This window comes from Glaciecola punicea, assembly GCF_001756615.1.
GTDB classification, from domain to species: domain Bacteria; phylum Pseudomonadota; class Gammaproteobacteria; order Enterobacterales; family Alteromonadaceae; genus Glaciecola; species Glaciecola punicea.
This window is the reverse complement of the sequence record NZ_LZXY01000006.1, coordinates 79,010-102,177: the sequence shown is the minus strand read 5'-3', so window position 1 is coordinate 102,177 and position 23,168 is coordinate 79,010. Positions and strand designations below refer to the sequence as shown.

The window sequence follows — 23,168 nt, the reverse complement described above, 5'->3', positions numbered from 1 at the left end:
CCATTGCTTTTTTAATGTACCTGCTCTATCTTGCAGGCACATAACAGCGCTCATAGTGATGTAGCTCTTACATATCGAACCTACTGCCGCTAAACCTTGACCATATTATTAGCTAACAAAACTAGCAGCCACCATTTACGGAGACACCTGTGAACGACGACAATTCACCCAACTCGATTGAAGAAACCGGAACACATATTGAATTACGGCATTTAACCCTTGATGACTTCGAAGATATTCAAGCGCTTATGAATATTGTGTATAAAAACAACGGTGGGGCACTTTCGAAAAAGCGCTATCAAGCACAAATAAATACCTTTGCCGACGGACAAATTTGTATAGTAGACAACGGTAAAGTCATCGCGGCCGCCTTTGCGGTGATTGTTGATTACGAAAAATTTGGTGACAAACACACCTACGAAGAAATAACTGGCGATGCCTACATTACTACTCACGATCCGAAAGGCGACGTAATGTATGGGGTAGATTTTTTCGTAGACCCAGAATATCGCGGCATGCGCTTAGGTCGCCGCTTGTACGAGGCGCGCAAAGAGCTATGCCGTAACCTCAATTTAAAAAGTATTATGGCGGGCGGGCGTATTCCTAACTATTCTCAATACGCAGATAAGATGACGCCGTATGAATATATTGAGCAAGTAAAAGAAAAAGAGTTCCACGACCCAACGCTCTCGTTTCAAATGAGCAACGGTTTTGTGGTTAAGCAAATACTAAAAGCTTACTTACCCGAAGATAAAGCCTCACATGGCTACGCTACTTTACTGCAGTGGCACAACATGTACTACGACGCAGAAAAACCCTCTTTATTAGCAAGTAAATATTCAAGTGCCCGCTTAGGATTGGTGCAGTGGCAAATGCGCTATTTTGACGATGTGGCTGAACTGCTCCAGCAGGTTGAGTACTTTATTGACGCGCTGTCTGACTATAAATGCGACTTAGCCGTGCTGCCCGAGTTTTTTAATGCACCGCTTATGGGTCTAAGCGATTCAGACGCACCCATAGACGCTATTTGGCATTTAGCCGAGTACACCGAAGAGCTGTTAACGGCAATATCGGAGCTGGCAGTAAGCTACAACATTAACATTGTGGCCGGTTCAATGCCCTTAATTGAAGATAATGAGCTGTATAACGTCGCTTACTTATGTCACCGAGACGGCCGTGTTGAAAGCCAATATAAACTGCATCCCACGCCTTATGAAAAAAATGGCTGGCTGATGAAAGGCGGCGACAAACTCGCTGCGTTTGAAACTGATTTTGGCAAAATAGGTATTTTAATATGTTATGACGTTGAGTTTCCAGAGCTTGCGCGTATTTTGTCAGAAGAAGAAATACAAATTTTATGTGTACCGTTTTGGACTGACACCAAAAATGGGTACTTGCGTGTACGCCGCTGTGCTCAAGCTCGCGCCATTGAAAACGAGTGTTACGTTGCTATTGCGGGCAGCGTAGGGAACCTGCCTAAAGTAGACAATGTCGACATTCAGTATGCACAAACCGCCGTCTTTTCACCTTCCGACTTTGCCTTCCCACACGATGCTATTGTGTCTGAAACAACCCCTAATACGGAAATGATGCTGATTGCCGATTTGGATTTAGACAAGCTTGAGAAGCTTAAGAACGAAGGTTCAGTACGTAACTATTTAGACAAGCGCAGAGACTTATACAGAGTACAGTGGATTGGTGAAAAGTAATAAAAGGCAGGCCAACATGCTCAATACTATTGTTGTTACATTAGCTTGTAAGGCGGCCTTATGATCCCCTGGGTGTATCTGGGTAAAGCCATTATACCCAACAATGGCGGCGAGTTAACCCTGTCTAGGCGCGATGAAGAGTTTTCGATAAAACTATCCGGTATACGCGGAGAATTGATGAACAGCCGCGTGTACAACTCAGAGCAAGAGCTGGCTACACTTGGCTGCGCTCATATAAGCACTACTAAAAACGCGCATGTATTAGTGGGCGGATTAGGCATGGGGTACACCTTAGCTGCCGCGCTTGGCGCCACTAACAACAGCGCAACCGTGACGGTAGCGGAGCTGGTACCTGAGGTAGTTCAGTGGAATAAGGGCCCTTTGGGGAGGTGTGCAAAAAATCCACTTGATAATCCCCGCACTAAGGTGCACATAGGGGATATTAAAACACTATTGGCCACGCGCGCGCCTACCTATAACGCCATTTTACTGGATGTAGACAACGGTCCTGAAGGCCTAACTCAACGCGACAATGATTGGATATATTCCTTAACTGGGCTTAAAGATATTTATCAAACCCTTTTACCTAAAGGGGTGCTGGCAACATGGTCCGCTGAGCCAGATAACTTATTTACGCTTAGATTAAAGAAAGCGGGGTATGAAGTCAGTACTCGCATTGCTAGAGCACGCAAAGGAAAGGGCAGCCGGCATACTATTTTTTTAGCGCGAAAAGCCTAGCGTAGCTGAAAGTTAACTGCATACTTAGTTTCAATGTTAGTTTCACTGCGCGCGAAAATATAGACATTATGGCCTCTAACACGAATTAAAGGAGATAAAAACAAGCGGCGGCTACAATTACAAGTGCAGCGCCTGGTAGTAAGTACTTACGTGAATACGCGGTTTCATCCCAATACAGCATTACATAGGCACCCGTAAGCGGCAGCAGCAGTACGCATATTATTCCCCACGTGGTTCGTTTATTACCAAATGCAGCGGCAATTGTTAACAGCGCACCAAAAAACAACAGCGCAAGCCCCGTGCTTAGTAGCATAGTAATCGCCACTACCACATACAAATTCATATCGGCCATTCACAGCTCCGCATCACTATGTTATTTAATAAATGTCTCGTTATTATAGCCGCATTCAACATTATTTGATCACATATAAGACGCGAATGTCATTAGCGCTGGGATCTCACTAAGCAAGTAAATTCAAAAGTTTATTATTAAATAGCAGTAGAGCCGCCGTCAATTGGTAAAGCAATGCCTGTAGTGAATCCGGCTAAGTCTGAGCATAAATACAGCACGGCTGCGGCTACTTCTTCAGGCTGGCCGATGCGTCCAACGGGATGAAGGTTTTTGATAAACTGCTCTTTTTGCGGCTCAATATGTATGGCTCGAGTATACATTTTCGTATTGATAACCCCAGGGCATACCGCATTCACACGCAGGCCCTTTTTACCATATTCAACCGCGGCTGACTTCGTAAGCCCGATTACCGCATGCTTACTGGCGCTATACACACTCATTTTAGGCGCGGCGCCCAAACCCGCAATCGACGCGGTATTCACAATAGACGACGAAGCCTGCTTGAGCATAGCAGGAATTTGATACTTCATGCAGCGCCAAACCCCTTTCACATTCACGTCCATTATTTTGTCGTAAATAGCCTCGTCACCATCTGCCAACTTACACTGTTCTATTTCAATACCCGCATTGTTAAACGCAATGTCTAACTTTCCATAGGCGTATAAAGTAGCCTCAACCATTGCTTTAACGTCTTCATTTTTGGTTACATCGCAAAAAATAAATCTCGCTATTCCGCCCGCTTGTTTGACCATAGAAACCGTCTCTTCACCATCTGCTTGACTAATGTCAGCCACCACAACATTTGCACCTTGCTGCGCAAAAGCCAGTGCCGTAGCCCGCCCAATACCATTGCCAGCTCCCGTAATCAGTACTACTTTGCCAATAAAATTATTCATCGCTATATCCTATCTAAATTTAAACCATGAAACTGTAGGAGATTTAGCCACACTAAAGAACTGTTTTATTTTCATGAGTGTGTATTAGTCTCAAGAATTTCCAGCAAACCAAGTGAGGTCTAAAAAATAAAGACGAGAAATAACAGGGCGAAGCCGGTGAGATAACATAAGCCTATCCAGCTAAGCAGTTTCAGCGGCAAACTCAGCGCAATGCCGTTAGTGCCTTGCATCAGGCTATAGTTGAGCCAGGCAAATACCGGCGTGGTTAAAAAGGCCAAGGTCATAGCAAAGGTGAGCATGGGTGCCAGCGCTGATTTGAAAAATAAAATTAGCGCCATACCGCATGCGGCTTGGACCAGCAACCAATAATTAAGCGGCGCGGTAGAGGCAATCCAGCCGAGCTGGGTAAACGACGCATGCAGGCTGCGCGCATAGCCATCTAGGACCGTAATAGTGGTTCCAAACATACATAAAAAAGCCACCAGAGCAACCAGCGGCCGCGACCAGCTGCCAATAGTGCTCACATACATATTCATGAGCTGTTGCGCAAACGCCCCTCCAGCCACCGCAATGGGCTGCTCGTTGCCATATTGTACTAAGGCACCCAAAGATAAAAACATCAGCGCTAGCCCAGCGGTAAGCCAATAGCCAAGATTAAAATCGAACAGACCTTGGGAGCGCGTTATTTGCACATGGCGCTGCTTTTCTTTTAACCACAATGAGCTGATAGCTGAAATCTCGATAGGGGCAGGCATCCAGCCCATTAAGGCCACTAAAAACCCCATGCCCGCTAAGGTCCATGGCGACGGCCCAATGTAGTCAGGTGGCGCTTGGGCACCGTTTTGCCAAGCAATCGCCACGGCAATTAAGGTGGTAACGGTTAGCACCAGCATGATTATTTTTGATACCGCGTCGAGTGCTCGATAGTGACCCAGCAGCAAAATCAGCAAACAGGCAGCCAAGACCACCCAGCATAATAACGTTATCGACACATTGCCTGGAAGCGCATACTGCAAGAGGCTGGCGGTGAGTAACAGCACCCCGGCGGTATTGACCACAGCAGCGATAATCATCAACACAATAAAACTGTAGAAATAGGCCTTGCCCTTTCGCTGATAGCCCTCAAGTAAGCTTTCATTGCGCTCTAGGGTGTACTGCACGCCAAACCGAAAAAATGGATATTTGAGTATATTAACCAGTACTATCAGCCAAACAAGCTGCCAGCCAAACAGCGCACCGGCTTGCGTAGACGCCACCAAATGGGAGCCACCAATGGCAGCGGTAGCCATTAAAATACCCGGGCCTAATGCCTGTAATCGGCCTTGCCATCCTTGCTGTTGAGCTTCCATACGGTGCGTTGTTATTTGATGTGAATGTGCATGCATAATAAACAAAATGCACCCGCGATTCAACATCTGTTAACGGCAAACAAGGACAAGTGGTGTGCTTGAGTATTCGCTTACTAAATTTGCTGCGCTGACACTGACAGCTTACTAAACTCTTGCCCACACACAAATGCGATCACCACAGTAAGCATCCACCTTTAACAAAGTGCAAATGTGAGTTTGATTTCAAAAAGTGATAATATGTGCGCAGGTCTTATTAAACCGGCTAGACGACATGAGCATAACTTTATTTATACGAACTTTACTGACATTGCTTTGCATAAAATGCTTACTTTTCACTATTGGTGATGTAAAAGCACAGGAGGCAATAGCCGCCAGCACTTTTTCTACCGCAGACGCTAATCTTGTTATTTTGCAATATCATCATGTTGCTAGCGACACGCCAGCAAGCACTAGCGTGACACCTGAAGTGTTTGCTGAGCACATGGCGTTTTTGGCGCAAAATTATAAGGTTATAGACCTTGCTGAGGCGATTTCCGCTATTCAAAACAAACAGTCTTTGCCCAAAAAATCAGTCGCAATTACCTTTGACGACGGTTTTACTAATATTTTAACAAACGCACATCCGGTGTTGCTTAAACATAAGTTCCCATACACTATATTTATTAACCCCGCCATAATAGGAGAGTTTGCAAATCAATTAACATGGGCACAAATAAAGCAAATGCAGCCCTTAGCCACCTTTGCCAATCATACTTTGGACCATGCTCACTTATTAGAAAAATACCCTGGCGAGACGCAAACGCAATGGCTTGAACGGGTAATGCAAGATGTGAATCAGGCTGAACAAATAATGCTTGATACACTAGGCTATAGTAAAAAATGGCTGGCCTATCCTTACGGTGAATTCAACCATGCACTAAAGCAAGAGCTGCAGGTCCAAGGTTACATTGGTTTTGGTCAGCAGTCTGGCGCGGTGAGCCGCTTTAGTGATTTTGGCGCGCTGCCTCGTTTTCCTGCAGCTGGCATATACGCCAAAATTAGCGCCTTAAAAGTGAAACTTGACAGCTTAGCCATGCCGGTTAAATTAATAGTGCCTGCTACATTTGAGTTTACGCCAAACACGGTCATCGATGAGCTAATACTAGAAGTAACTAGTGCCGACGTTCGCCTAAGCGCTTTTGCCTGCTATTTTAAAGGCGAAAAACTTAAATTTATGGGCAACGGCAATACCCTTACTGTAAAAGTAAATCATACAAGCCTTGCTGGCCGTGCCCGCATTAACTGCACGGCGCCAAGCGTTGCAGCGCCCTCCAGATATTACTGGTTTTCATATCCCATGTTTACGGCAACAAGTGAAGGTAAGTTTTTAGATTAAATACCTGCTCCAGTGGCTATATTTTGGAGTAAGCATGCAGATAATAAGAAGCGTCAGTGTCGTTGCTCTAGTGCTACTTGCGACGTTGAGCTGCTCGGCGAGTAAGAACAGCAGCGATGATAAAAGCAAGCGCTTGCACTATAGCCTAGAGCTAAGCGCCCATAAACTTGAGCCTTAGTGTAAAAATTTTTGATATACTAATCGCCAGTTGCAAAACCCACAGCCCAAACCAAAAACACATTCTATTCATTTTTAATAAGGTCTTTGTATGAAAAAGTCTCTCTTCTTGCTTTTACTTCTAATGCTGGCTTCTTGTTCCAAAGAGCCAAGTCAAACGCCACTTGAGGCACCCAGCGAGCCCTCTATAGATACACAAGCGTCTTCTCAAGCACAAGCGCCTTGGCTTGAAAATATTCACTATATTGTGCTAGATCAACCCGCCAGCGAAACCCCTCAGGTGCAAGAGTTTTTCTCATTTTGGTGCCCTCACTGCCATAATTTTGAGCCCATAGTAGCGCTTATAAAAGACCAGCTCGATGCTGGAACCGCGTTTAAAAAGGTACACGTGGATTTTATGGGCTTTACCTCGAAGGAGATTCAACAAAGCGCCAGTCAGGCAATGTTAATTGCTGACTATATGGGCAAAGAGGATGTTATCAACAGTGCCATATTTGACCACATTCACGTTGAAAAAAAAGAGATTGCAGGTTTAGCTGACATAGAACCACTATTTTTAGCAAATCAAGTCTCGGCGCAAGACTTTGCAACTGCCCAAGCCTCGCCAGAACTGGCAGCCTTAGTGCAAGAACACAGCGATACATTCACGCAATATCGTTCGAATATACAAAGCGTACCCACCTTCATTGTAAATGGAAAATATCAGGTAAAGTTCACCCAAGAAATGGATATAAACGACATGGTTAATCTTATTGCATGGCTTACCACACAATAAGGCTTACTTTAGTGGCTTTGCGCGCATTAGCCCTTTACTCGTTGTATAAATAATCTGGTATGCTGTCGGATATTTTGTCTGGCAGCACTTGTGTGAAAATTATATTCAGATGGCGGTTAAGCATAGACAACAAACTTACCCTAAGCGTAGAAATGTTTAACAGCTTTGGAAAAGTCGGCGAATTTGGTTCTTTTAATGGCCAGAGTCATCAAATTGGACCCATGCTTAGCGGCAGTATAAGCGATACCTAAATAAGCACCATTGAGAAAAACAATGAAAAAACTATTTTAGGCCACGCACGTAATACTAGTATTCATCTTTTTCTCTTGCCAGCGTTGTTTTATGACCTTCATACCTCAGTTTATCAAGCTAATAGTATTTTCGTTGGTTTTATTAATAATTGCCTGTACCCCAAACAATCAATCTGGTGATTATAATCTACCCAATGACCCTAATATTCTTCCAAGCTGGTATGGCCAGTCTTACGATTTATTCTTTAACACCTCCCCTGCACAAATTCCTCTGCTTGCAAAAAGTCTCAATGACTTAAGTAAAGCAACAAAGGTTAATGACGGCAGTCTAGCTGCACAAAAATCCTTAATAATAGAGAATGTTCTGACTCGATCACTTGGCAGTAGCATCGAGAATGAAGCGCGTTTGGCAATTGAGCAGCAGCGAAATGAACAGTTTATTGCGCATCAGTTCGCATCTTTAGGTGAGCTCTATTTGTCCCCAAAAGATAATGACTATTTGCAGCAAAACAAAACGTGGTCACAGTATGTAGATTCGTTAATAGCACTTGGCGATGAGTTTGATGTGTTTAAGCAAGGCGAAATAGATATTTATACGGCCAGTGAAGAGTTTTCTCTATTTGCATATCAGCGCACCTTGGGAAATACCCGCGCATTTGTTGCGTTTAACTTTTCTTTTGACACCGTCGAAGTCCCATTACCTTTTGGCTTTATGACCTCAACTAAAATTACCATGTGGCAGTCAGATTCCCCTAAAGCAACTACCTTTGTGACATCACAGGCCCTAATGATAAGGCCCTACACGGCGGTTATTATCATTGTTGGCTAGCACTAGTAGGCATGCAAGGTATTAAACATGCCTGGCTTGATCCGTGGCGCAAGCAAATGATACGTCAATTATTACATAGCAGGTTTTTTAACCGGTGCATCCTGCAAAAAGAATTCGATCACAACGGGCAAATGGTCAGCTAAGTCATCTTGACGCTGCGCGTCAAAGTAGGTGATAACTTTGGCCGAATTTGGCACCATCTCAGCGTGCATATTGTGGTTCATCACGGCATAGTCAAGCCTGCGAACCGGCGCAATGGCTGGATGGGTAAAATCGCTAGCGCCTAAGGGATCAACAAAGGTATTACCCGCGTTGGTGCCTGCTAACAATGTGCTTAGCTCAAGGGTGTTGGGCAGCGCGTTGAAATCGCCTACTAGCAGTATATTTCTATTGTTATCTTCATTTAAAAATCGCTCAAACTGGGCTTTTAGCATATTAATTTGACCTAAGCGCGTTGCAATATCTCGCTCGTCTCTACCTGCTTTTAAGTGCACCGCGCCTAGCACAAAAGAATAAGTATCCGATGGATATACCTCGATTGCCCACGTGCGAGTGTTTAGCCGGCTTTGAGTAGCAGGCTCGCCATCCTCGTCGCGCCAATTAACCAGTTCGGTGTGCAAATTACCGTAGTTATACATCACGCCCAAAGGCACTTTACTCATAATAACCACGTTCATGTACCAAGTGTGGGACGGCGCGTCAGCAAAAAACTGATAGCCCATGTCAGCTAAATCGGTACTTGCAATTTCTCTGAGCAATTTTGCACTTTCAAACTCTTGTAATACCACTATGTCGGCATTTGCCTGCTGTAAGGCTATAACTAAGTCGGCGCGCTTATTGCCCATATGTTGTGCATCGTCTTCGCGGCTATTGTTCACGTAAGGGTCATTGTGCTGATCAACAAAGTGTTCAACATTCCACGAGATAATTTTTAGGGTGTTTTGGTTTGTGTACGCGTAATTAGCGGGTGCGCTCCAGCCTGCCTTATATATTTGTGATGATGCTGCGCTTACCTCTGCTGTAGCTAAGTAAAGGTCTGATGAGGGCGTTTCAAGACCTGCATTATTACTTGAGCAAGCGGCGATGGTGACTGCGCTTAACATTATAAGCAGAATTTTTTGTAATTTCATAAGCTATGTTTTCCTATACAAAGAGAGAGATTTACCTAGTCTCATCTTCTTCAATAAATATTGAACGCTACTTGTTCGTTAAATAGAGCGTAATGGAAATAAATACGCCCTATTGCTAAAAAGCTTTTCATTTATCTTTTAAAGCAATAGGGCGCTAGGAACTATGCTCTATTTGGTCTCGGGCGCTTCTTTTGCCGGCATAAACACCTTAAACCCACACAGCGCAGCAATAGTAATAAGGCCAACCAGCAAGCCAAGCCATGGCTCAAACAAACTAAAGGCCATCGCGGTAATTACCATTGCGCCGCGCTCTGTGGCGTCACTGACTAAAGACAAGGCTAAGGTAGCACAAGCAAAAGCGGTAAGTATAAGTGTTACCGCTAAGGCCACTGGTAAGAGCGGCTCAAGCAGCGTCACCAGTGGCAATAATATAAATAAGAACGGCAGGCCAAACGCATAAAAGCTACCAATACTGTCAAAGATTGAGTCGACCTTGTCGCGCCCTTGCGACCAACGTTTCAACAAAACGACCTGAATACCGGTCCATAGCACACCTTGAGTGCCAAAGAAGGGTGCGATTATTCCCATCATGGCATTTCGTAAACCAGTTGCCATATGCGCGCGGCTGCCGTTTAATTCTAGTATTTCATCTGTTCTTGTTTTTTGCGCTTGTTCAATCATTTCGTTGCCCGTTACTACATCACCAAAAAACAAAATATAGGTAATTAACGCTAAGGGAAATGAAGCTAAGAACGTGTCGATAGGCGGCCATCCAATGGAAAAAGGTGATGCCTTTTCCCAAAGTGAAGCGGTAGCAGCGCCCACATCTAAAATTTCCCACCGTATATTATATTGAAACTCACCAGTGAAGTAGCCTACTGTGCCAGCAACGACGAAACCAGGGAGTAAGCCAAAACCAAGAATTTTAGCAAACCATTTTTGGTCCATAGCCAATGTCTGCAGCGGTTTTGAAAAAGCAAATACTAAACACACTACCACACCAAGCGTGCCGGCTATAGGCGCCGACTCAAACACGTTTGCTACATCGCCCTCTAACGTAACGCGCATAAACGCCGCAATCGCCGCCCCTAAAATAATGCCGCCTTTGAACACATTGGGCACTACTTTTATGAGCTTTTCTCCAAGCCCCGTCACCCCCAAAAAAATAAGAATGAACGCAAAATTGAGCGACAGCGCTGTCATCGCTTGAAATTGAGATGCATGATCACCTAAATAAGCCGGTGTGGTTATAAAAGCGACTACAAATGGTATGGCCGGCGTTAGCCAGCCGGGCGCATAGGGATCCCCAAAAAACATCCAAGAAAACGATATGAGCAAGCTATGAAACATCGCCATTACCACCGCTTCTTCAAAATTAAGGCCTAACAAGGCCATAAAGTAAGGCACTAAGGCTAGTCCTGTCGCGCCTGCGACCGCGAATCCTTGGAGCATGTCAGCTAGTGAAAAGCGCAGATGAATAAGCGGTATCCGCATAGTAAACGGTCCCCATTTAAAACCGGGCTGAACCTCACCGTCGGGTCTTTTTGCTAGCATATTATTATTTTCCCTTAGTCAGCTATTTAGTAATAGCCCTGCGTATTCTGGGTACGCATTTTTAAAATCTTATTTATATCATTCTTGCGTGTTCTACAATATGACGACAAAACTGCAGCTTAATTTGTACACTATTTTCACACAAAAGGTGTAACTTTTTTACATTTAGCCTAAGCCGACTGACATTGAAGCAATTAAATGCTAAAAACACACAGACCCAAATTACAAAATCAATGGAAGCAAGCAAAGGTCAAGGTGAAGTAGTGCTTAGGAAAAAAGTATAACAAGAACGAGTTTGAGCTAAATTAGTGTGAATCCGCGGTGTTTTTACATAATATTTCGTCTAATGCTGTTCTAATACAACATAGTCAGGCTGCTTAATTATTTAAAAACGATTATTAGACTAAAGTGCTTTGTAAAAATGTTAAGCATGAGCCAGTATTTTGTTAACCGCATCGAAATAATAATCTTAAAAACAAGATCTTAAAAAAATGTGCACTTCTTTGTTAGTGTTTAGTAATAATGACAATAGCAGATTCGGCATCTATAGAAAGTTGCTCACTGGGTACGCTTTGCAAAATATTAGTGCTGTCATTGGAATGCCAGAGCAGCCAACTTTGGGTGTTTACGACCGCACTTGGTAATATGATTTGTTGGCGCTTAGGCCCAGTATTGAATACAATATAAGCACTCTCTCCCTCGTCATTATAACGTCTGTAAGACATTAAGCGCTTTTTATCGTCTTGTTGAAAAAACTCTATAGCTCCCTGAGATAACACTGGATTAGCGCGCCTTAACTTCACTAGAAATTGATAATAATCGAATAAATCTTGATTAAATTGCACCTCCTTAACTTGGTCCATGCTAGCTAGGGGATGCTCGCTTTCATTAGCAAACGAATACTCTGGCCATATAAGTGGTTTTTGATGATGCGGGCTTTCATCGCCCCACATACCCATTTCGTCTCCCGCCAAGAGTTGTGGCGCTCCAAACCAAGTAAACTGAAAAACTAACAGCAATTTTGCCGTGTTGATAGTACTTAAGCCTGGTTTAAGAGCATTATAGTTTTTATTATTGCTGTCCTTGCCTTTTGTTTTTTCACTACTATTGGCCAGTAAAGCGCTCAGAAGACGCGGTGTTTCATGACTAGCAGATATATTAATACTCGAATACACATACTCCCTATTAAGACCTTTTTCGGCCTGCTGTAATATAGACACAAATTGTGAAGGCCTTTGCGCCTGAGCGGGCGTTGAAAAATAGTCACTTGCAGCCTTGTATCTGCCATTATCTATGAGGCCGTCAAATACATCACCTTGCAGCGCAAGGTCGGCAGTAAACCGCATTTCGCTGTTTTTATCTGTTGAAATATCACCCACTAAATAAGCTTGTGGATTGATAGATTTAACGTAAATACGATAGTCACGCCAAAAGTCCAAGGGAAGATTATTGGCGTCGCTTAACATAAAGCCGTCAACTCCATCGCTGGAGTCGCCGTCTTTGTTAGGGTCAAGCCACCGGCGTGTCACAGCCATTATATGCGCTTTTGCCGCTTGACTCTTAATATCACCTTGGACTAAGCTTCTGGGTGTTGAAGTAGCCTCACTTGCATTTTTTTGCGCAGGCAATGGTGTGATATCGCTTGCTATTCGGCCAACGTTATCAGGGCTTTTCATGTCAAACCAGTCAATATATTGAGATGATTGCTGATTATCTAAAACGTCGTGCCAAGCCCAAAAATGTTGCCCAGGAGCGCCCCATGAATAGTCCAAGATGAGACGAATGTTACGCGCTTTTGTTTGCTTTATAAGCTCTAAAAACAAGGTGTCGGCGCTGGTCATGTGCCAAGTACTTGGATCACTAGGGTCTTCAGAAGCTATGAGCGCGACATCACCAGCAGGATCAGGACCAAAGTTAACATCGATGTGACGCCAGCTGCGCGGCTGACGTTTATCAGCGCAGGGCGAATCGTTTATAGGGCTAAAATAAATAGCGTTTATTCCTAGGCTTTCCAAATAATCGAGCTTATCAAGCACGCCTTGTAAGTCGCCTCCGTAACGCCTAAGAGCCACTTTTGCATCGAAACTGTGTATGACACCGCCATTGATGTCTGTTTTTCCAAACATATCCTCAAAATAAGAGTCTGGTGAATACCAGTTTTGAGTCCACGGGGTGATTTCCCAAGTAGGTGGAATATAGCCCGGTGCACTGCCGACAAGCGTCGCTGCTGTAGGGTCGTTACCTGAGTCGGCATTATAAAACCGGTCAACCATAATCTGATACCATATGGCTTCTTTTGTCCACTGCGGTACTGTTGTAGGAACTGGCTTAAGAACCACGGGATCAGCTGCTTTGCCGCAAGATATTAGCAAAACAACACTAACTAATATTGCCAAACGGTATTTCATTTAAACATCCTAGTATTGCCTAGTAGGCTATTATTATTAATTCTATGTATAGTCGCACGTTTTACCGAATCCTTACAAACTGCTTACCAAGTTTTGCGCTCTAGCACTTCAACGGTTGCAGGTGGAGCCGGTTCAATGGCAATAGGTAAGCGGTTTACTAGGTTACCTATTGCTATTGAGGCTTATTAAACCAAACACAAATGGTGTAGAACTGACTTATCGAGTATGGTATTCCTATATCATACTTGCGCATTGCGCTGATTATAATAAGGAACAAACAATGAAAACCTCTATTTGGCTATGCCTTACGCTTATTGCCTCGGCATTAGCACTTAGCGCATGCAGCGCTCCAAAAGAACCTGAAGCTTCAGCAGCACCTGATGACGTCGCGATTGAATCGGGTACCGATTACCACTCGTTTAGCAATCCTAGTGAAATACTAGTTAAGCACATAAACCTTGATCTAAACGCTGACTTCAGCCAAAAAAGCCTTATAGGCCGCGCCCAGCTTAGCTTTGAACGCGTTGAGCAAAAAGCGACCGAACTCATTCTAGACACGCGTGATCTGACGATTAAAAACGTGACTGTAAACGACAAACCAGTCGATTACACGTTAAAACCAGCCGATGAAAATTTAGGCGCAGCGCTGCATATTGATGTTGGCAAGCGGGCTACACAAGTTACTGTTCACTATCAAACCTCACCCAGCGCGTCGGGCGTGCAGTGGCTTACGCCTGCGCAAACAGCCGGCAAACAGCACCCATTTCTATTTACCCAAGCTCAGGCTATTCATGCAAGAAGCTTTATACCACTGCAAGACTCTCCCCAAGTGCGCGTAACTTACAACGCCACTATTCGCACTCCCAAAGAATTGCTTGCGGTGATGAGCGCATCCAATGATCCTAATACCCCGCGAGATGGCGTTTATGAATTTACTATGCCACAGCCAATTCCTTCCTATTTAATTGCCCTAGCCGTTGGCGATTTACGCTTTATGCCCATGGGAGAGCGCACCGGCGTATATGCAGAGCCATCAATATTACAGGCTGCTGCGGCAGAGTTTGAAGACACCGAAAGTATGCTTGAGCTTACCGAAGAAAAATATGGTGCCTACAGCTGGGACCGTTACGACCTGCTTATTTTGCCACCGTCTTTTCCTTTTGGCGGCATGGAAAACCCGCGCCTGTCATTTATTACCCCTACCGTCATTGCGGGAGACAAAAGCTTAGTGTCACTCATTGCGCATGAGCTTGCGCATAGCTGGTCGGGCAATACCGTGACCAACGCTACCTGGCGTGACCTGTGGTTAAATGAAGGTTTTACGACTTATCTGACCTACCGCATCATGGAGATGATTTACGGCACCGACCGCTACAATATGGAAGCGGTGTTAGGTTATCAAGACCTGCAGGCGGCTATTGCTAGGCTGCCTGAGAATGATCAAATCTTAGCCATTGACCTGCGCGGACGCAATCCTGACGATGTATTTTCAACTATCCCCTATGAAAAAGGTGCCTTGTTTTTGCGCGAGCTTGAAATGAAAATTGGCCGCGATAACTTTGATCAATTCTTGCTTGATTACTTCGATGCATTTGCATTTAAAAGTATTACCACCGACGAATTTATTGCCTACCTAGACAACACGCTGCTAAAAACCTATTCAAATGAGCTCAGCAAAACGCGCATTCAAGAGTGGATTTTCGCCCCCGGTATTCCACAAGATGCACCTGTGCCGTCGTCTGATGCCTTTGTTTTTGTTGATAACGAACGCGACGCGTGGCTAAGCGGTGATATTCCGGTAACAGATATCATATCCGAAACGTGGACGGTTCATCAGTGGCTATATTTTTTAAATAATATGCCCAATGAACTCAGCCCACAGCAGCTTGCTGAGCTTGATGCTACATTTGCATTCACGCAGAGTAAAAATAATGAAATAGCCCACAGTTGGCTAATGATAGCGGTTAGCAATGAGTATAAGCCTGCCTACGATCGCTTATATAGCTACCTTACTAGCATAGGCCGTAATAAATTAGTAAAGCCTTTATACGAAGCGCTGTCAAAAACACCAGAGGGCAAGGCTTTCGCTAAAAAGGCATTTGAAGAAGCTAAACCAGGCTATCATCCGCTGACTATACGCGCGAATGAAGGATTTGTAGACTAAGTGCATAAAAAGGCTTATAGTAAATAAAGGTATAAGCCTTTGTTTTTAAACGAGTCGCTTTATGTTTTACAGTAAAAAATTTCTTTGCAGGCATAAGTAGATGGAAACACAATCCAAAATAGCCTGTCACGACTGTGACTGTCTAATTATGCTGCCTGAGATGCAGATAAACCAAACGCTGGTGTGTCCAAGCTGTTCAAGCAAGCAGTTTACCACCTACAATCGTCCGCTTGACTACAGCATCTCTTATGGTTTGTCGTCACTAATACTGCTCGTAATGGCGAATAGCTTCCCGTTCTTATCCTTTGACGTGCAGGGACAAATTCGCACCATTACGTTAATTCAGGCGTCCAACGACTTGTTCATCCAAGATTTTGTATTTTTAGCCGTACTGGTATATATATTTGTGCTGCTGCTACCCATGGCATACTTAAGCCTACTGCTGATCTTACTTATTCCGATTAAATTTGGCCTAAAGTCTTTTTTCGCGGTATCTATTGGCAGGCTGATTGGGTATTTTAGACCCTGGATTATGGCTGAAGTATTTATTGTTGGGGTCTTAATTGCGCTTATAAAAGTGATTGATTTAGCCGATATTATTGTGGGCTTTTCATTTTGGGCTTACATAGGTTTTGCTATTTTGTTTACTCTAACGGCGAATATATCTAATCGCCACCAGCTTTGGTATTGGATAGACCGTGCGAAACGATAAAGCAAAAGTCGCCAGCGACGTCGCCGCACAAAAAAAAGCGAATACGCTCACACAGCATTTTCAATATCCACCCGGTACTGCGGCTTTTGAGGGCCTTGCTAATTGCCGTAGCTGCCAATTATTATCTGATGTAAATGTAGGTAACTGCCCCCGGTGCAACGACACTTTATATTTACGCTCCCCTAACAGCATTCAGCGGACCTTGGCTCTGATAATAACCGCAATACTGCTTTATATTCCGGCTAACATATACCCTATAATGAACACCGTTTTATTTAACGACAAAACCGCTAGCACGATTGTAGGCGGTGTCGTGCTGTTTGTTGAAAGTGGTTCATACTTTATAGCCGCGGTTATTTTTGCGGCCAGTGTATTGATCCCCATCGCAAAAATGCTCATTATACTGTGGCTATGCTATGCCACTTCAAGGCAAAGCCACCTAAGTAGACCTGAACTAAGCCGCCTATATCGCGCCACTGAATTTATCGGCAAGTGGTCTATGATAGATATTTTTGTGGTCGCCATATTGGTCGCCCTAGTACACATAACCGGTATTATGGTGGTTGAGCCAGGCACCGCTGCGCAAGCATTTGCGGGAGTGGTCATATTGACGATGATCGCAGCGCATCAATTTGATGCAAGACTGATTTGGGATAAACAAAAAAAATAATGAATGATACAAACGATACATCACAGCCAATAGTCATTCCAAAATCACGCTTTTCAGTGGTGTGGCTATTGCCTCTTATTGCGGTCATCATTGGTGTTGGCATGGTGTATCAGCAGTGGCAAAACAAAGGCGTCGAAATTGTTATTGTGTTTGATAATGCCAAAGGCCTTGAGGCCAAAAAAACCAAAGTGAAATTCAGAGACGTAGACATCGGTACGCTGCAAGAGATTAATTTTTCTGACGATGGTTTTTCAATTGAAGCGATGATAGAAATTGACAAAAAAATGCAAAGTTACTTACTCAGCGACAGTCAATTTTGGGTTGTACGCCCTAGAATTGGCAGCGCCGGTATTACCGGCTTTGGTACCTTGTTGTCGGGCGCTTACATAAACATTGCCCCAGGCAAATCAGAGTCGCTATCACAGCGATTTGTCGGTTTAGAAAATCCGCCTATCTCATCCCCAACGTCTCAAGGAATTAAGCTAAAACTTATCTCGGGTGGTGGCAAGTCTCTTACCGTGGGTAACCCGGTTACCTATCGCGGCTTTGAAGTTGGCGCGGTTGAGTCGGTAAATTTTGACATAGAATCACGTCAAGTCACCTACAGTATCTTTATACAAGCGCCTTATGACGGCCTTATAACCACTAACACCTACTTTTGGAACTCAAGCGGACTGTCGTTTGCCGCCACCACCGACGGTATTACCATTGACCTAGCCTCAATAGAATCACTTTTATCAGGCGGCGTGCGCTTTGATGTGCCCGACGACCTAGTGCTAGGCGAGCGTATTACTCAAAGTCGCGACTTTAAGCTTTACTCTTCACGCGCCAGTATAAAAGAGGATAGGGTTTATGAGTATATAGAGTATGTCATTTTAGTGGATGATACCGTTGGCGGACTGCAAGCCGGCGCGCCAGTCGAATACAGGGGCATTCGAATAGGACGTGTAAGCAAGCCTTATTTAGGCTTTTATGAAATGAACCAAATTGATAGCGACGAAACACGTATCCCTGTAATTATTCACTTAGAGCCAGCAAGGTTAGCATCTAACAATGAGTACGATCTACCTTGGTTTAACGAGCAATTTAACAAATGGATAAAGTCTGGCCTTGCAGCGCGTTTAGAAACCGCCAACTATCTAACCGGCACTATGAAAGTCAGCCTAGATTTAGGCAACGAAATACAGCCAGAGATAGAGTATTTTGGTAAGTATACCGTTATTCCTAGTGCCCAAACAGGCTTTGCTAGCATTGTAAGTAAAACCGACAGATTGTTAAGTAAGCTTGAGAGCTTGCCCTTAAACGAGCTAGTGCAAAGCACCAACAACGCGATAAGCTCGGCCAACACCGCGATACTGTCAGCGAATGACACGGTAATTGCCACGCAGTCGGTATTGCTTAGCGTAGAAGACACCTTAAAAGAAGCTAGCCTGACCCTGCAAGGAATGCAGCCAGATTCGCCGTTGTACTTGCGTTTAGAGCGCAACCTAGCGGAGTTGGAGCGCACAATGCAAATAATGCAGCCGTTTTTACAAGAGATTCGCCAAAAGCCTAATTCATTGATATTTAGCGGCTCTTCACCCGCCGATATTCAACCACAAGGAAAAGGACAACAATAATGCTAAAACTATTAAGTCTGTTATTGCTCACATATTTGTTACTAGGCTGCATAAGCAATAAAACGCCGCAAGAGTCTTTTTACTATTTATTAGATGCTGCGCCAATGAAGGAACACAATAACACCGCTGGGGCTTCTAAAGAGCCAACAAAAACATACATTAAACTGTCTACGGTGCGTGTACCTGACTATTTGCAGCAGTCTAATTTGGTCTTAAAACTTGATAATCATCAAATAAAAATCGCTAACTATCATTTTTGGGCGCAAGATTTAAGTGAAAGTATTCAGCGCGTGCTGATGCGTGAACTCAACGCTGCAAGTCCTGGCGTAATTTACACCCAGCAGTGCGTAAAGTGCGCTGAGCTGATTGTTAGCATTGACCATTTTTATCCCACTCAAAGTGGCGACGTTTTGCTTTCGGGCACTTATACAAAAGTCAGTGTAGACAAAAGCCAACAGCAAGTGCGCTTTTTGTTAAACTCAAGGCTTGAAAAAGGTGGCTACGACGAAGCAGTCGTCGTGATGCGCGATTTAGTCAGTAAACTGGCAATGGAGATGGGCATATTGCAGAGCAGTTATTAGCGGTGCTATGAGATAGAGGCGTTTTGCAATTTTGTCAGGCGCGAAGTCGAGAGCTTATGCCGTTTTACTCATCGCTGCCCAGCTAGCTCAAGCATTTGTCTAGTATTACCAACTGCAGCCACTTATTTCAATTGATTCTGCTTCGGCTGATTTGCGCCTGCTAAGCTGCATGAAGACTAAGCTGCTCAATAAAAAAAAACAGGGATAGCATAATAGCTAATTTTCATTCCCATTGCATGAGATACGGTAAGCGCTTGGGATTCGTCGAGAGTGGAAATACCAGCAATTTTCATCGCAATATTAATCAGTAGAAAAATGAAAAACAGCCCTGCTATTTTTCCTCTGAAGTTGGCCTGCTTTCTTGCTTTTGTCACGCTGTGCCCTCTCGCTGCTTATTGGCAGCCGCTCTAATCCCAAAACATACTACAAGGGTATGAAAGGTTCTTACGCGAAAAGTTCAATCTAATTAGAATTTTTTCATTTTTAGCTGTAAATTATGCACGCGTACTTTTGTCATTTAGCGGCGCTAACAGCATATAAAATATCCATGCAAACCATGACACGAAAATAACCGCCAGCAACCATGCGATTTTTTCACCACCGGCAGTGCGGCTAGACAGCAAGATAATGATCACCGGGATTAACCATATGATCGCGATAGGAATAAACAGCAATAAACCAATGATTGTTTCCATTATAATACCTCTTCAAAAATAGTGAGTGATAGCTAGCCTGCCTAGCATTGCGTAAATTGACATTAAACATAAGTACATGCATGCAGTTATTAGTTCTTGGCTGATCGCTTTTGGCCAGTGAGCAGCGCAGGCAGTCGCACCGACAGGGTAACTAGCGTTAGCGATTATTTGGCAGTAATGGACTTGGCTTTCGGTGTAAGAAGGCCTATCCCCAACGCTGCCATGACCACCGCAACAATTGCATTCATATAATTAAAGAACGCATAAGGAGCGTAGTCTAGAACGTCTACGCCAAGCGTGGCCGCATAAAAAGCACCGGCTGTTGTCCACGGGATAAGCCCAGTAGTCATGGTAGAGCCTTCTTCTACAGAACGTGATAACACGGCGCTTTCTATATTATTTTGGGCGTATTTTGTTTTGAACAATTGGCAGTTCAAAATAATAGAAATGTACGCTTCTCCCATAGCCACATTGCCTAGAAAGCCCGACACAATCGTGGTGGCAACAAGGCTAGCGGTGCGCTGTACTCGTTTGATAATACCGGCTAGCAAGGAAGCCAAAAAACCCGCACCATGTAAAATTCCGCCCAGCGCAATCGCCATTATAGCCAGTAGTAATGTCCAGCTCATGCTACTAATGCCGCCGCGGCCTAGTAGTGAGTCTAAAGTGTCAATACCCGTTTCGCCAGGGCTGTTTTCCCACAGGGCATTGAGCACAAAAATAGGGCTAAGGCCTTGGTAAAATATGGCAATAAGCGCCGCCAACACAATGCTACACGACATGGTAACTTCGGCAGGTACTCTCCGAATGCTAAGGGTTGCAAGCAATAGCAAAGGGGCGAGCGTGACCACAGGCATTAGACTAAAGTGAGTGCTTAGCGCAAGCTGTATAGACGTGATTTCTACAAGAACAATATTTTCTTCGCCATAGTACATTCCAATCACTAAAAATATTAACAAGGCAATGATAAAACTTGGCACGGTGGTAAACAGCATTGCATAAATATGCCGATACAGATCAGTTCCTGCGCTCATTGCCGCTAAGTTGGTGGTGTCAGAAATGGGTGACATTTTGTCCCCAAACGTGGCCCCGCACACAATCATACCAGCCACCAAGGGCAGGGGAATATTCATTGCGGCGCCAATACCAATGAAAACTACGCCTAAGGTGCCTACGGTGCCCCATGAAGTACCTGTGGCAACGGACATTAGCGCGCATAAAAGCATACCCACTGCTAGGAATAATCCAGGACTGAGCCAGCTAAGACCATAATACATGAGCGTGGCGATAGTACCGCTGTGCATAAAACTTGAAATGACCATCCCAATCAAAATAAAGATGTAAATAGCCGGCATAGCTCTCGTCAGTGCGCTGGTCATTAACTCGCGTATTTGCGGATAACCGTAGCCAAGAAAGTAGGCGTTAACAGCCACCCACAACAAGCATACAAACATCAGCGCATGCAGGCTGATACCTAAGCCGAAAAGCCCGCCGGCAATGGTAATAACAATGACGCAAAAACACATTAAAGACTGCAAAAAACCAGGAGGGCGCGGTGAGTCGGGGGTAATTTTAGACATAATTTTAGGCATAGTTTTAGGTATAGTATTAGGTACAGTTTCGACGTATTTTTAAAAAATACCGACACATCAAATAATGGGGTAGAACACAATATCACAATCGTGCAAATTCAGGCATATTACATGCGTAAAATAATAATATACAAAGGGTATTTTCGTCATAAAATTTATACAAGCTACAGATTTTAAAGGCTTATACGCGGTGAGTCTTGCTCGTTAACGTCGACTGCACCAGCCGGCCAATCTCACGCGCAGTATAAAAATAGGCAAGCACCGCGCTTAATATTACCACTATCACAATGGTGTAAAACATAGACACCATGGGGTAGTCCCACACCACAATTAGCACATAGTTGATGCTGGCGGGAATAACAAGCTGACGCGCAATGCCTAAATACAGGGGAAACATGGGCTTTTGCATAGCTTGTAAAACCGCCACACTTTGGAACAGCACCACGTATGCATAAAATGCCAAAGCGTCTATTCGAAGGTAAGTCACGCCGGTATTTTTAATCGCTTCGTTAGTGCTAAATAGCCCCATCATAAAGGGCGATAAGAAGTACATTATGGGCATTGATACGAGTGCCATCGCCAGTCCAATTAGCAGACTCTTTTGAAAGGTTTGTGCAACACGAAGATTTTGGCCTGCACCCATGTTTTGACCTGCAATAGCCATAACTGCACTATTTAAGCCTAGCGCCGGCAGCAGCAACACTTGCTCAAGACGTAATCCAATCGTGTAGCCCGCCACATGTTCGCTGCCAAACTGGCCAATAAGCGCCACAGTAATAAAACTGCCCAAAATAATGGTCAGCATATTAAAGCTTGCTGGCAGCACCTGTGCTAACAGGATCTGCCAGCGATGCCAGTCAAATGCTGGCCTAAGCTTAATATTCAAGCGTAGCGCCAGTACTCTTAACAAGTAAAACGCGGTGGCAAGCTTTATAACCACGGTGGCCAAGGCAATGCCGGTCACGCCAAGCCCTAAGCCAAAAGTGAACAGGGGATTTAAAGCAAAGTTAGCAAAAAAACCTATTGCTAGTGCGTTACGATTCGACTTTGTGTCGCCCAAGGCCATGAGGGCACCGGCGGCACCAAACGAAAGCGTAAAGCCAATAGAGCCGGCCAGTGTGACCCATAAATACTCCATGGCAAGAGGTTCTATATGGGCTTCTGCGCCTAATAAAACAACTAACGGTCGCGCTGCCAGCATGCCGAGCAAAAATGACAGCACACTAAAGCCAATTGCCAAGCCGCTTACGTTATTAACCCAGTCTTTCACCTCGTGGGTTTCACCTCTGCCCGCGCCCGGTGCAATCATAGCCGACGCACCAGCCTGAATACCAATACCGATGCTTAGCAGTAAAAAAAAGACGCTCCCGGCTATCGACAAACCCGCCAGTGCATCGTCAGAAATATACCCTGCAAACCAAATGTCGGTAAGGTTGTACAGTGTATTAAAAACCATCCCCATTGACGCGGGAATTGATAAACGGATCATGTGGGAAATAATAGAACCCGATATCAACGATTCATTTTTTTTTGTGGATGCAGGCTTCATTTATGGGTGTGTTCCATGCCGACCTTAATTTAACTGGTGTATT

At 44.3% G+C, this 23,168-nt stretch carries 22 protein-coding genes; 12 read left to right on the top strand and 10 right to left on the bottom strand.

Annotated elements, in window-relative coordinates:
- The first annotated feature begins 149 nt into the window (after positions 1-149).
- Together BAE46_RS08980 and BAE46_RS08975 are read left to right on the top strand one after the other, a co-directional pair.
- A complete protein-coding gene (locus BAE46_RS08980) occupies positions 150-1,709 on the top strand; it encodes a bifunctional GNAT family N-acetyltransferase/carbon-nitrogen hydrolase family protein (protein ID WP_070112412.1) in 1,560 nt (519 codons plus the stop codon).
- 60 nt (positions 1,710-1,769) lie between these two features.
- Positions 1,770-2,447, top strand: a complete 678-nt coding sequence (locus BAE46_RS08975; protein ID WP_070112410.1) for a polyamine aminopropyltransferase — start codon at positions 1,770-1,772, stop codon at positions 2,445-2,447.
- Positions 2,448-2,532: 85 nt separating this feature from the next.
- Here the strand turns inward: BAE46_RS08975 and BAE46_RS08970 are convergent, their stop codons facing one another.
- From BAE46_RS08970 to BAE46_RS08960, 3 genes are all read right to left on the bottom strand, one after another.
- Entirely contained in the window at positions 2,533-2,799 is a 267-nt protein-coding gene (locus tag BAE46_RS08970; RefSeq protein WP_083256843.1) for a hypothetical protein, read from the bottom strand.
- Between the two features lie 137 nt (positions 2,800-2,936).
- Positions 2,937-3,695 carry an SDR family oxidoreductase gene (locus BAE46_RS08965; RefSeq protein ID WP_070112408.1) on the bottom strand — a complete coding sequence of 253 codons (759 nt, stop codon included), beginning with the start codon at positions 3,693-3,695 and terminating at the stop codon, positions 2,937-2,939.
- Positions 3,696-3,814: 119 nt separating this feature from the next.
- Positions 3,815-5,044 carry an NRAMP family divalent metal transporter gene (locus tag BAE46_RS08960; RefSeq protein WP_006006824.1) on the bottom strand — a complete coding sequence of 410 codons (1,230 nt, stop codon included), beginning with the start codon at positions 5,042-5,044 and terminating at the stop codon, positions 3,815-3,817.
- A 271-nt stretch (positions 5,045-5,315) separates the two neighbouring features.
- Here BAE46_RS08960 and BAE46_RS08955 point away from each other — a divergent pair, with 271 nt between their 5' ends.
- From BAE46_RS08955 to BAE46_RS08945, 5 genes are all read left to right on the top strand, one after another.
- Entirely contained in the window at positions 5,316-6,419 is a 1,104-nt protein-coding gene (locus tag BAE46_RS08955; protein WP_083256842.1) for a polysaccharide deacetylase family protein, read from the top strand.
- 34 nt (positions 6,420-6,453) lie between these two features.
- Complete coding sequence (locus BAE46_RS14795; protein ID WP_158309277.1) at positions 6,454-6,597, top strand: hypothetical protein; 144 nt, start codon at positions 6,454-6,456, stop codon at positions 6,595-6,597.
- Positions 6,598-6,687: 90 nt separating this feature from the next.
- Complete coding sequence (locus BAE46_RS08950) at positions 6,688-7,371, top strand: thiol:disulfide interchange protein DsbA/DsbL (RefSeq protein ID WP_006006817.1); 684 nt, start codon at positions 6,688-6,690, stop codon at positions 7,369-7,371.
- 92 nt (positions 7,372-7,463) lie between these two features.
- Positions 7,464-7,622, top strand: coding sequence for a hypothetical protein (locus BAE46_RS14790; RefSeq protein WP_158309276.1), 159 nt, complete (start codon positions 7,464-7,466; stop codon positions 7,620-7,622).
- Positions 7,623-7,713: 91 nt separating this feature from the next.
- On the top strand, positions 7,714-8,451 hold the full coding sequence (locus tag BAE46_RS08945; RefSeq protein WP_070112406.1) for a hypothetical protein: 738 nt from the start codon (positions 7,714-7,716) through the stop codon (positions 8,449-8,451).
- Between the two features lie 71 nt (positions 8,452-8,522).
- Here the strand turns inward: BAE46_RS08945 and BAE46_RS08940 are convergent, their stop codons facing one another.
- From BAE46_RS08940 to BAE46_RS08930, 3 genes are all read right to left on the bottom strand, one after another.
- Positions 8,523-9,581, bottom strand: a complete 1,059-nt coding sequence (locus BAE46_RS08940) for an endonuclease/exonuclease/phosphatase family protein (RefSeq protein ID WP_070112404.1) — start codon at positions 9,579-9,581, stop codon at positions 8,523-8,525.
- Positions 9,582-9,749: 168 nt separating this feature from the next.
- On the bottom strand, positions 9,750-11,135 hold the full coding sequence (locus tag BAE46_RS08935; RefSeq protein WP_006006809.1) for a hypothetical protein: 1,386 nt from the start codon (positions 11,133-11,135) through the stop codon (positions 9,750-9,752).
- Between the two features lie 506 nt (positions 11,136-11,641).
- On the bottom strand, positions 11,642-13,543 hold the full coding sequence (locus tag BAE46_RS08930; protein ID WP_006006807.1) for an alpha-amylase family glycosyl hydrolase: 1,902 nt from the start codon (positions 13,541-13,543) through the stop codon (positions 11,642-11,644).
- A gap of 280 nt (positions 13,544-13,823) precedes the next feature.
- Between BAE46_RS08930 and BAE46_RS08925 the strand changes: the two genes are divergently transcribed.
- From BAE46_RS08925 to BAE46_RS08905, 5 genes are all read left to right on the top strand, one after another.
- Positions 13,824-15,707: a M1 family metallopeptidase gene (locus BAE46_RS08925; protein WP_006006805.1), complete on the top strand. Its 1,884-nt coding sequence runs from the start codon at positions 13,824-13,826 to the stop codon at positions 15,705-15,707.
- A 100-nt stretch (positions 15,708-15,807) separates the two neighbouring features.
- Entirely contained in the window at positions 15,808-16,419 is a 612-nt protein-coding gene (locus tag BAE46_RS08920) for a paraquat-inducible protein A (protein WP_051987342.1), read from the top strand.
- Positions 16,406-17,089, top strand: a complete 684-nt coding sequence (locus BAE46_RS08915; protein ID WP_070112402.1) for a paraquat-inducible protein A — start codon at positions 16,406-16,408, stop codon at positions 17,087-17,089. Before BAE46_RS08920 ends, BAE46_RS08915 begins: the two co-directional genes overlap by 14 nt.
- Positions 17,089-18,708 (top strand): intermembrane transport protein PqiB, encoded by a 1,620-nt coding sequence (gene pqiB, locus BAE46_RS08910; protein WP_006006804.1) that lies wholly within the window; start codon positions 17,089-17,091, stop codon positions 18,706-18,708. Before BAE46_RS08915 ends, pqiB begins: the two co-directional genes overlap by 1 nt.
- Positions 18,708-19,289, top strand: coding sequence for a PqiC family protein (locus BAE46_RS08905; RefSeq protein ID WP_006006802.1), 582 nt, complete (start codon positions 18,708-18,710; stop codon positions 19,287-19,289). Before pqiB ends, BAE46_RS08905 begins: the two co-directional genes overlap by 1 nt.
- Positions 19,290-19,474: 185 nt before the next feature.
- Here the strand turns inward: BAE46_RS08905 and BAE46_RS08900 are convergent, their stop codons facing one another.
- From BAE46_RS08900 to BAE46_RS08885, 4 genes are all read right to left on the bottom strand, one after another.
- Positions 19,475-19,663, bottom strand: a complete 189-nt coding sequence (locus BAE46_RS08900) for a hypothetical protein (protein WP_070112400.1) — start codon at positions 19,661-19,663, stop codon at positions 19,475-19,477.
- A gap of 120 nt (positions 19,664-19,783) precedes the next feature.
- The gene (locus BAE46_RS08895) at positions 19,784-19,984 is read right to left on the bottom strand and encodes a hypothetical protein (protein ID WP_006006798.1); all 201 of its coding nucleotides are present in this window, start codon (positions 19,982-19,984) and stop codon (positions 19,784-19,786) included.
- A gap of 164 nt (positions 19,985-20,148) precedes the next feature.
- Positions 20,149-21,564: a Na+/H+ antiporter NhaC gene (gene nhaC / locus BAE46_RS08890; protein ID WP_171901019.1), complete on the bottom strand. Its 1,416-nt coding sequence runs from the start codon at positions 21,562-21,564 to the stop codon at positions 20,149-20,151.
- A gap of 193 nt (positions 21,565-21,757) precedes the next feature.
- Positions 21,758-23,125, bottom strand: a complete 1,368-nt coding sequence (locus BAE46_RS08885; RefSeq protein ID WP_006006794.1) for an MATE family efflux transporter — start codon at positions 23,123-23,125, stop codon at positions 21,758-21,760.
- Positions 23,126-23,168: the final 43 nt, after the last annotated feature.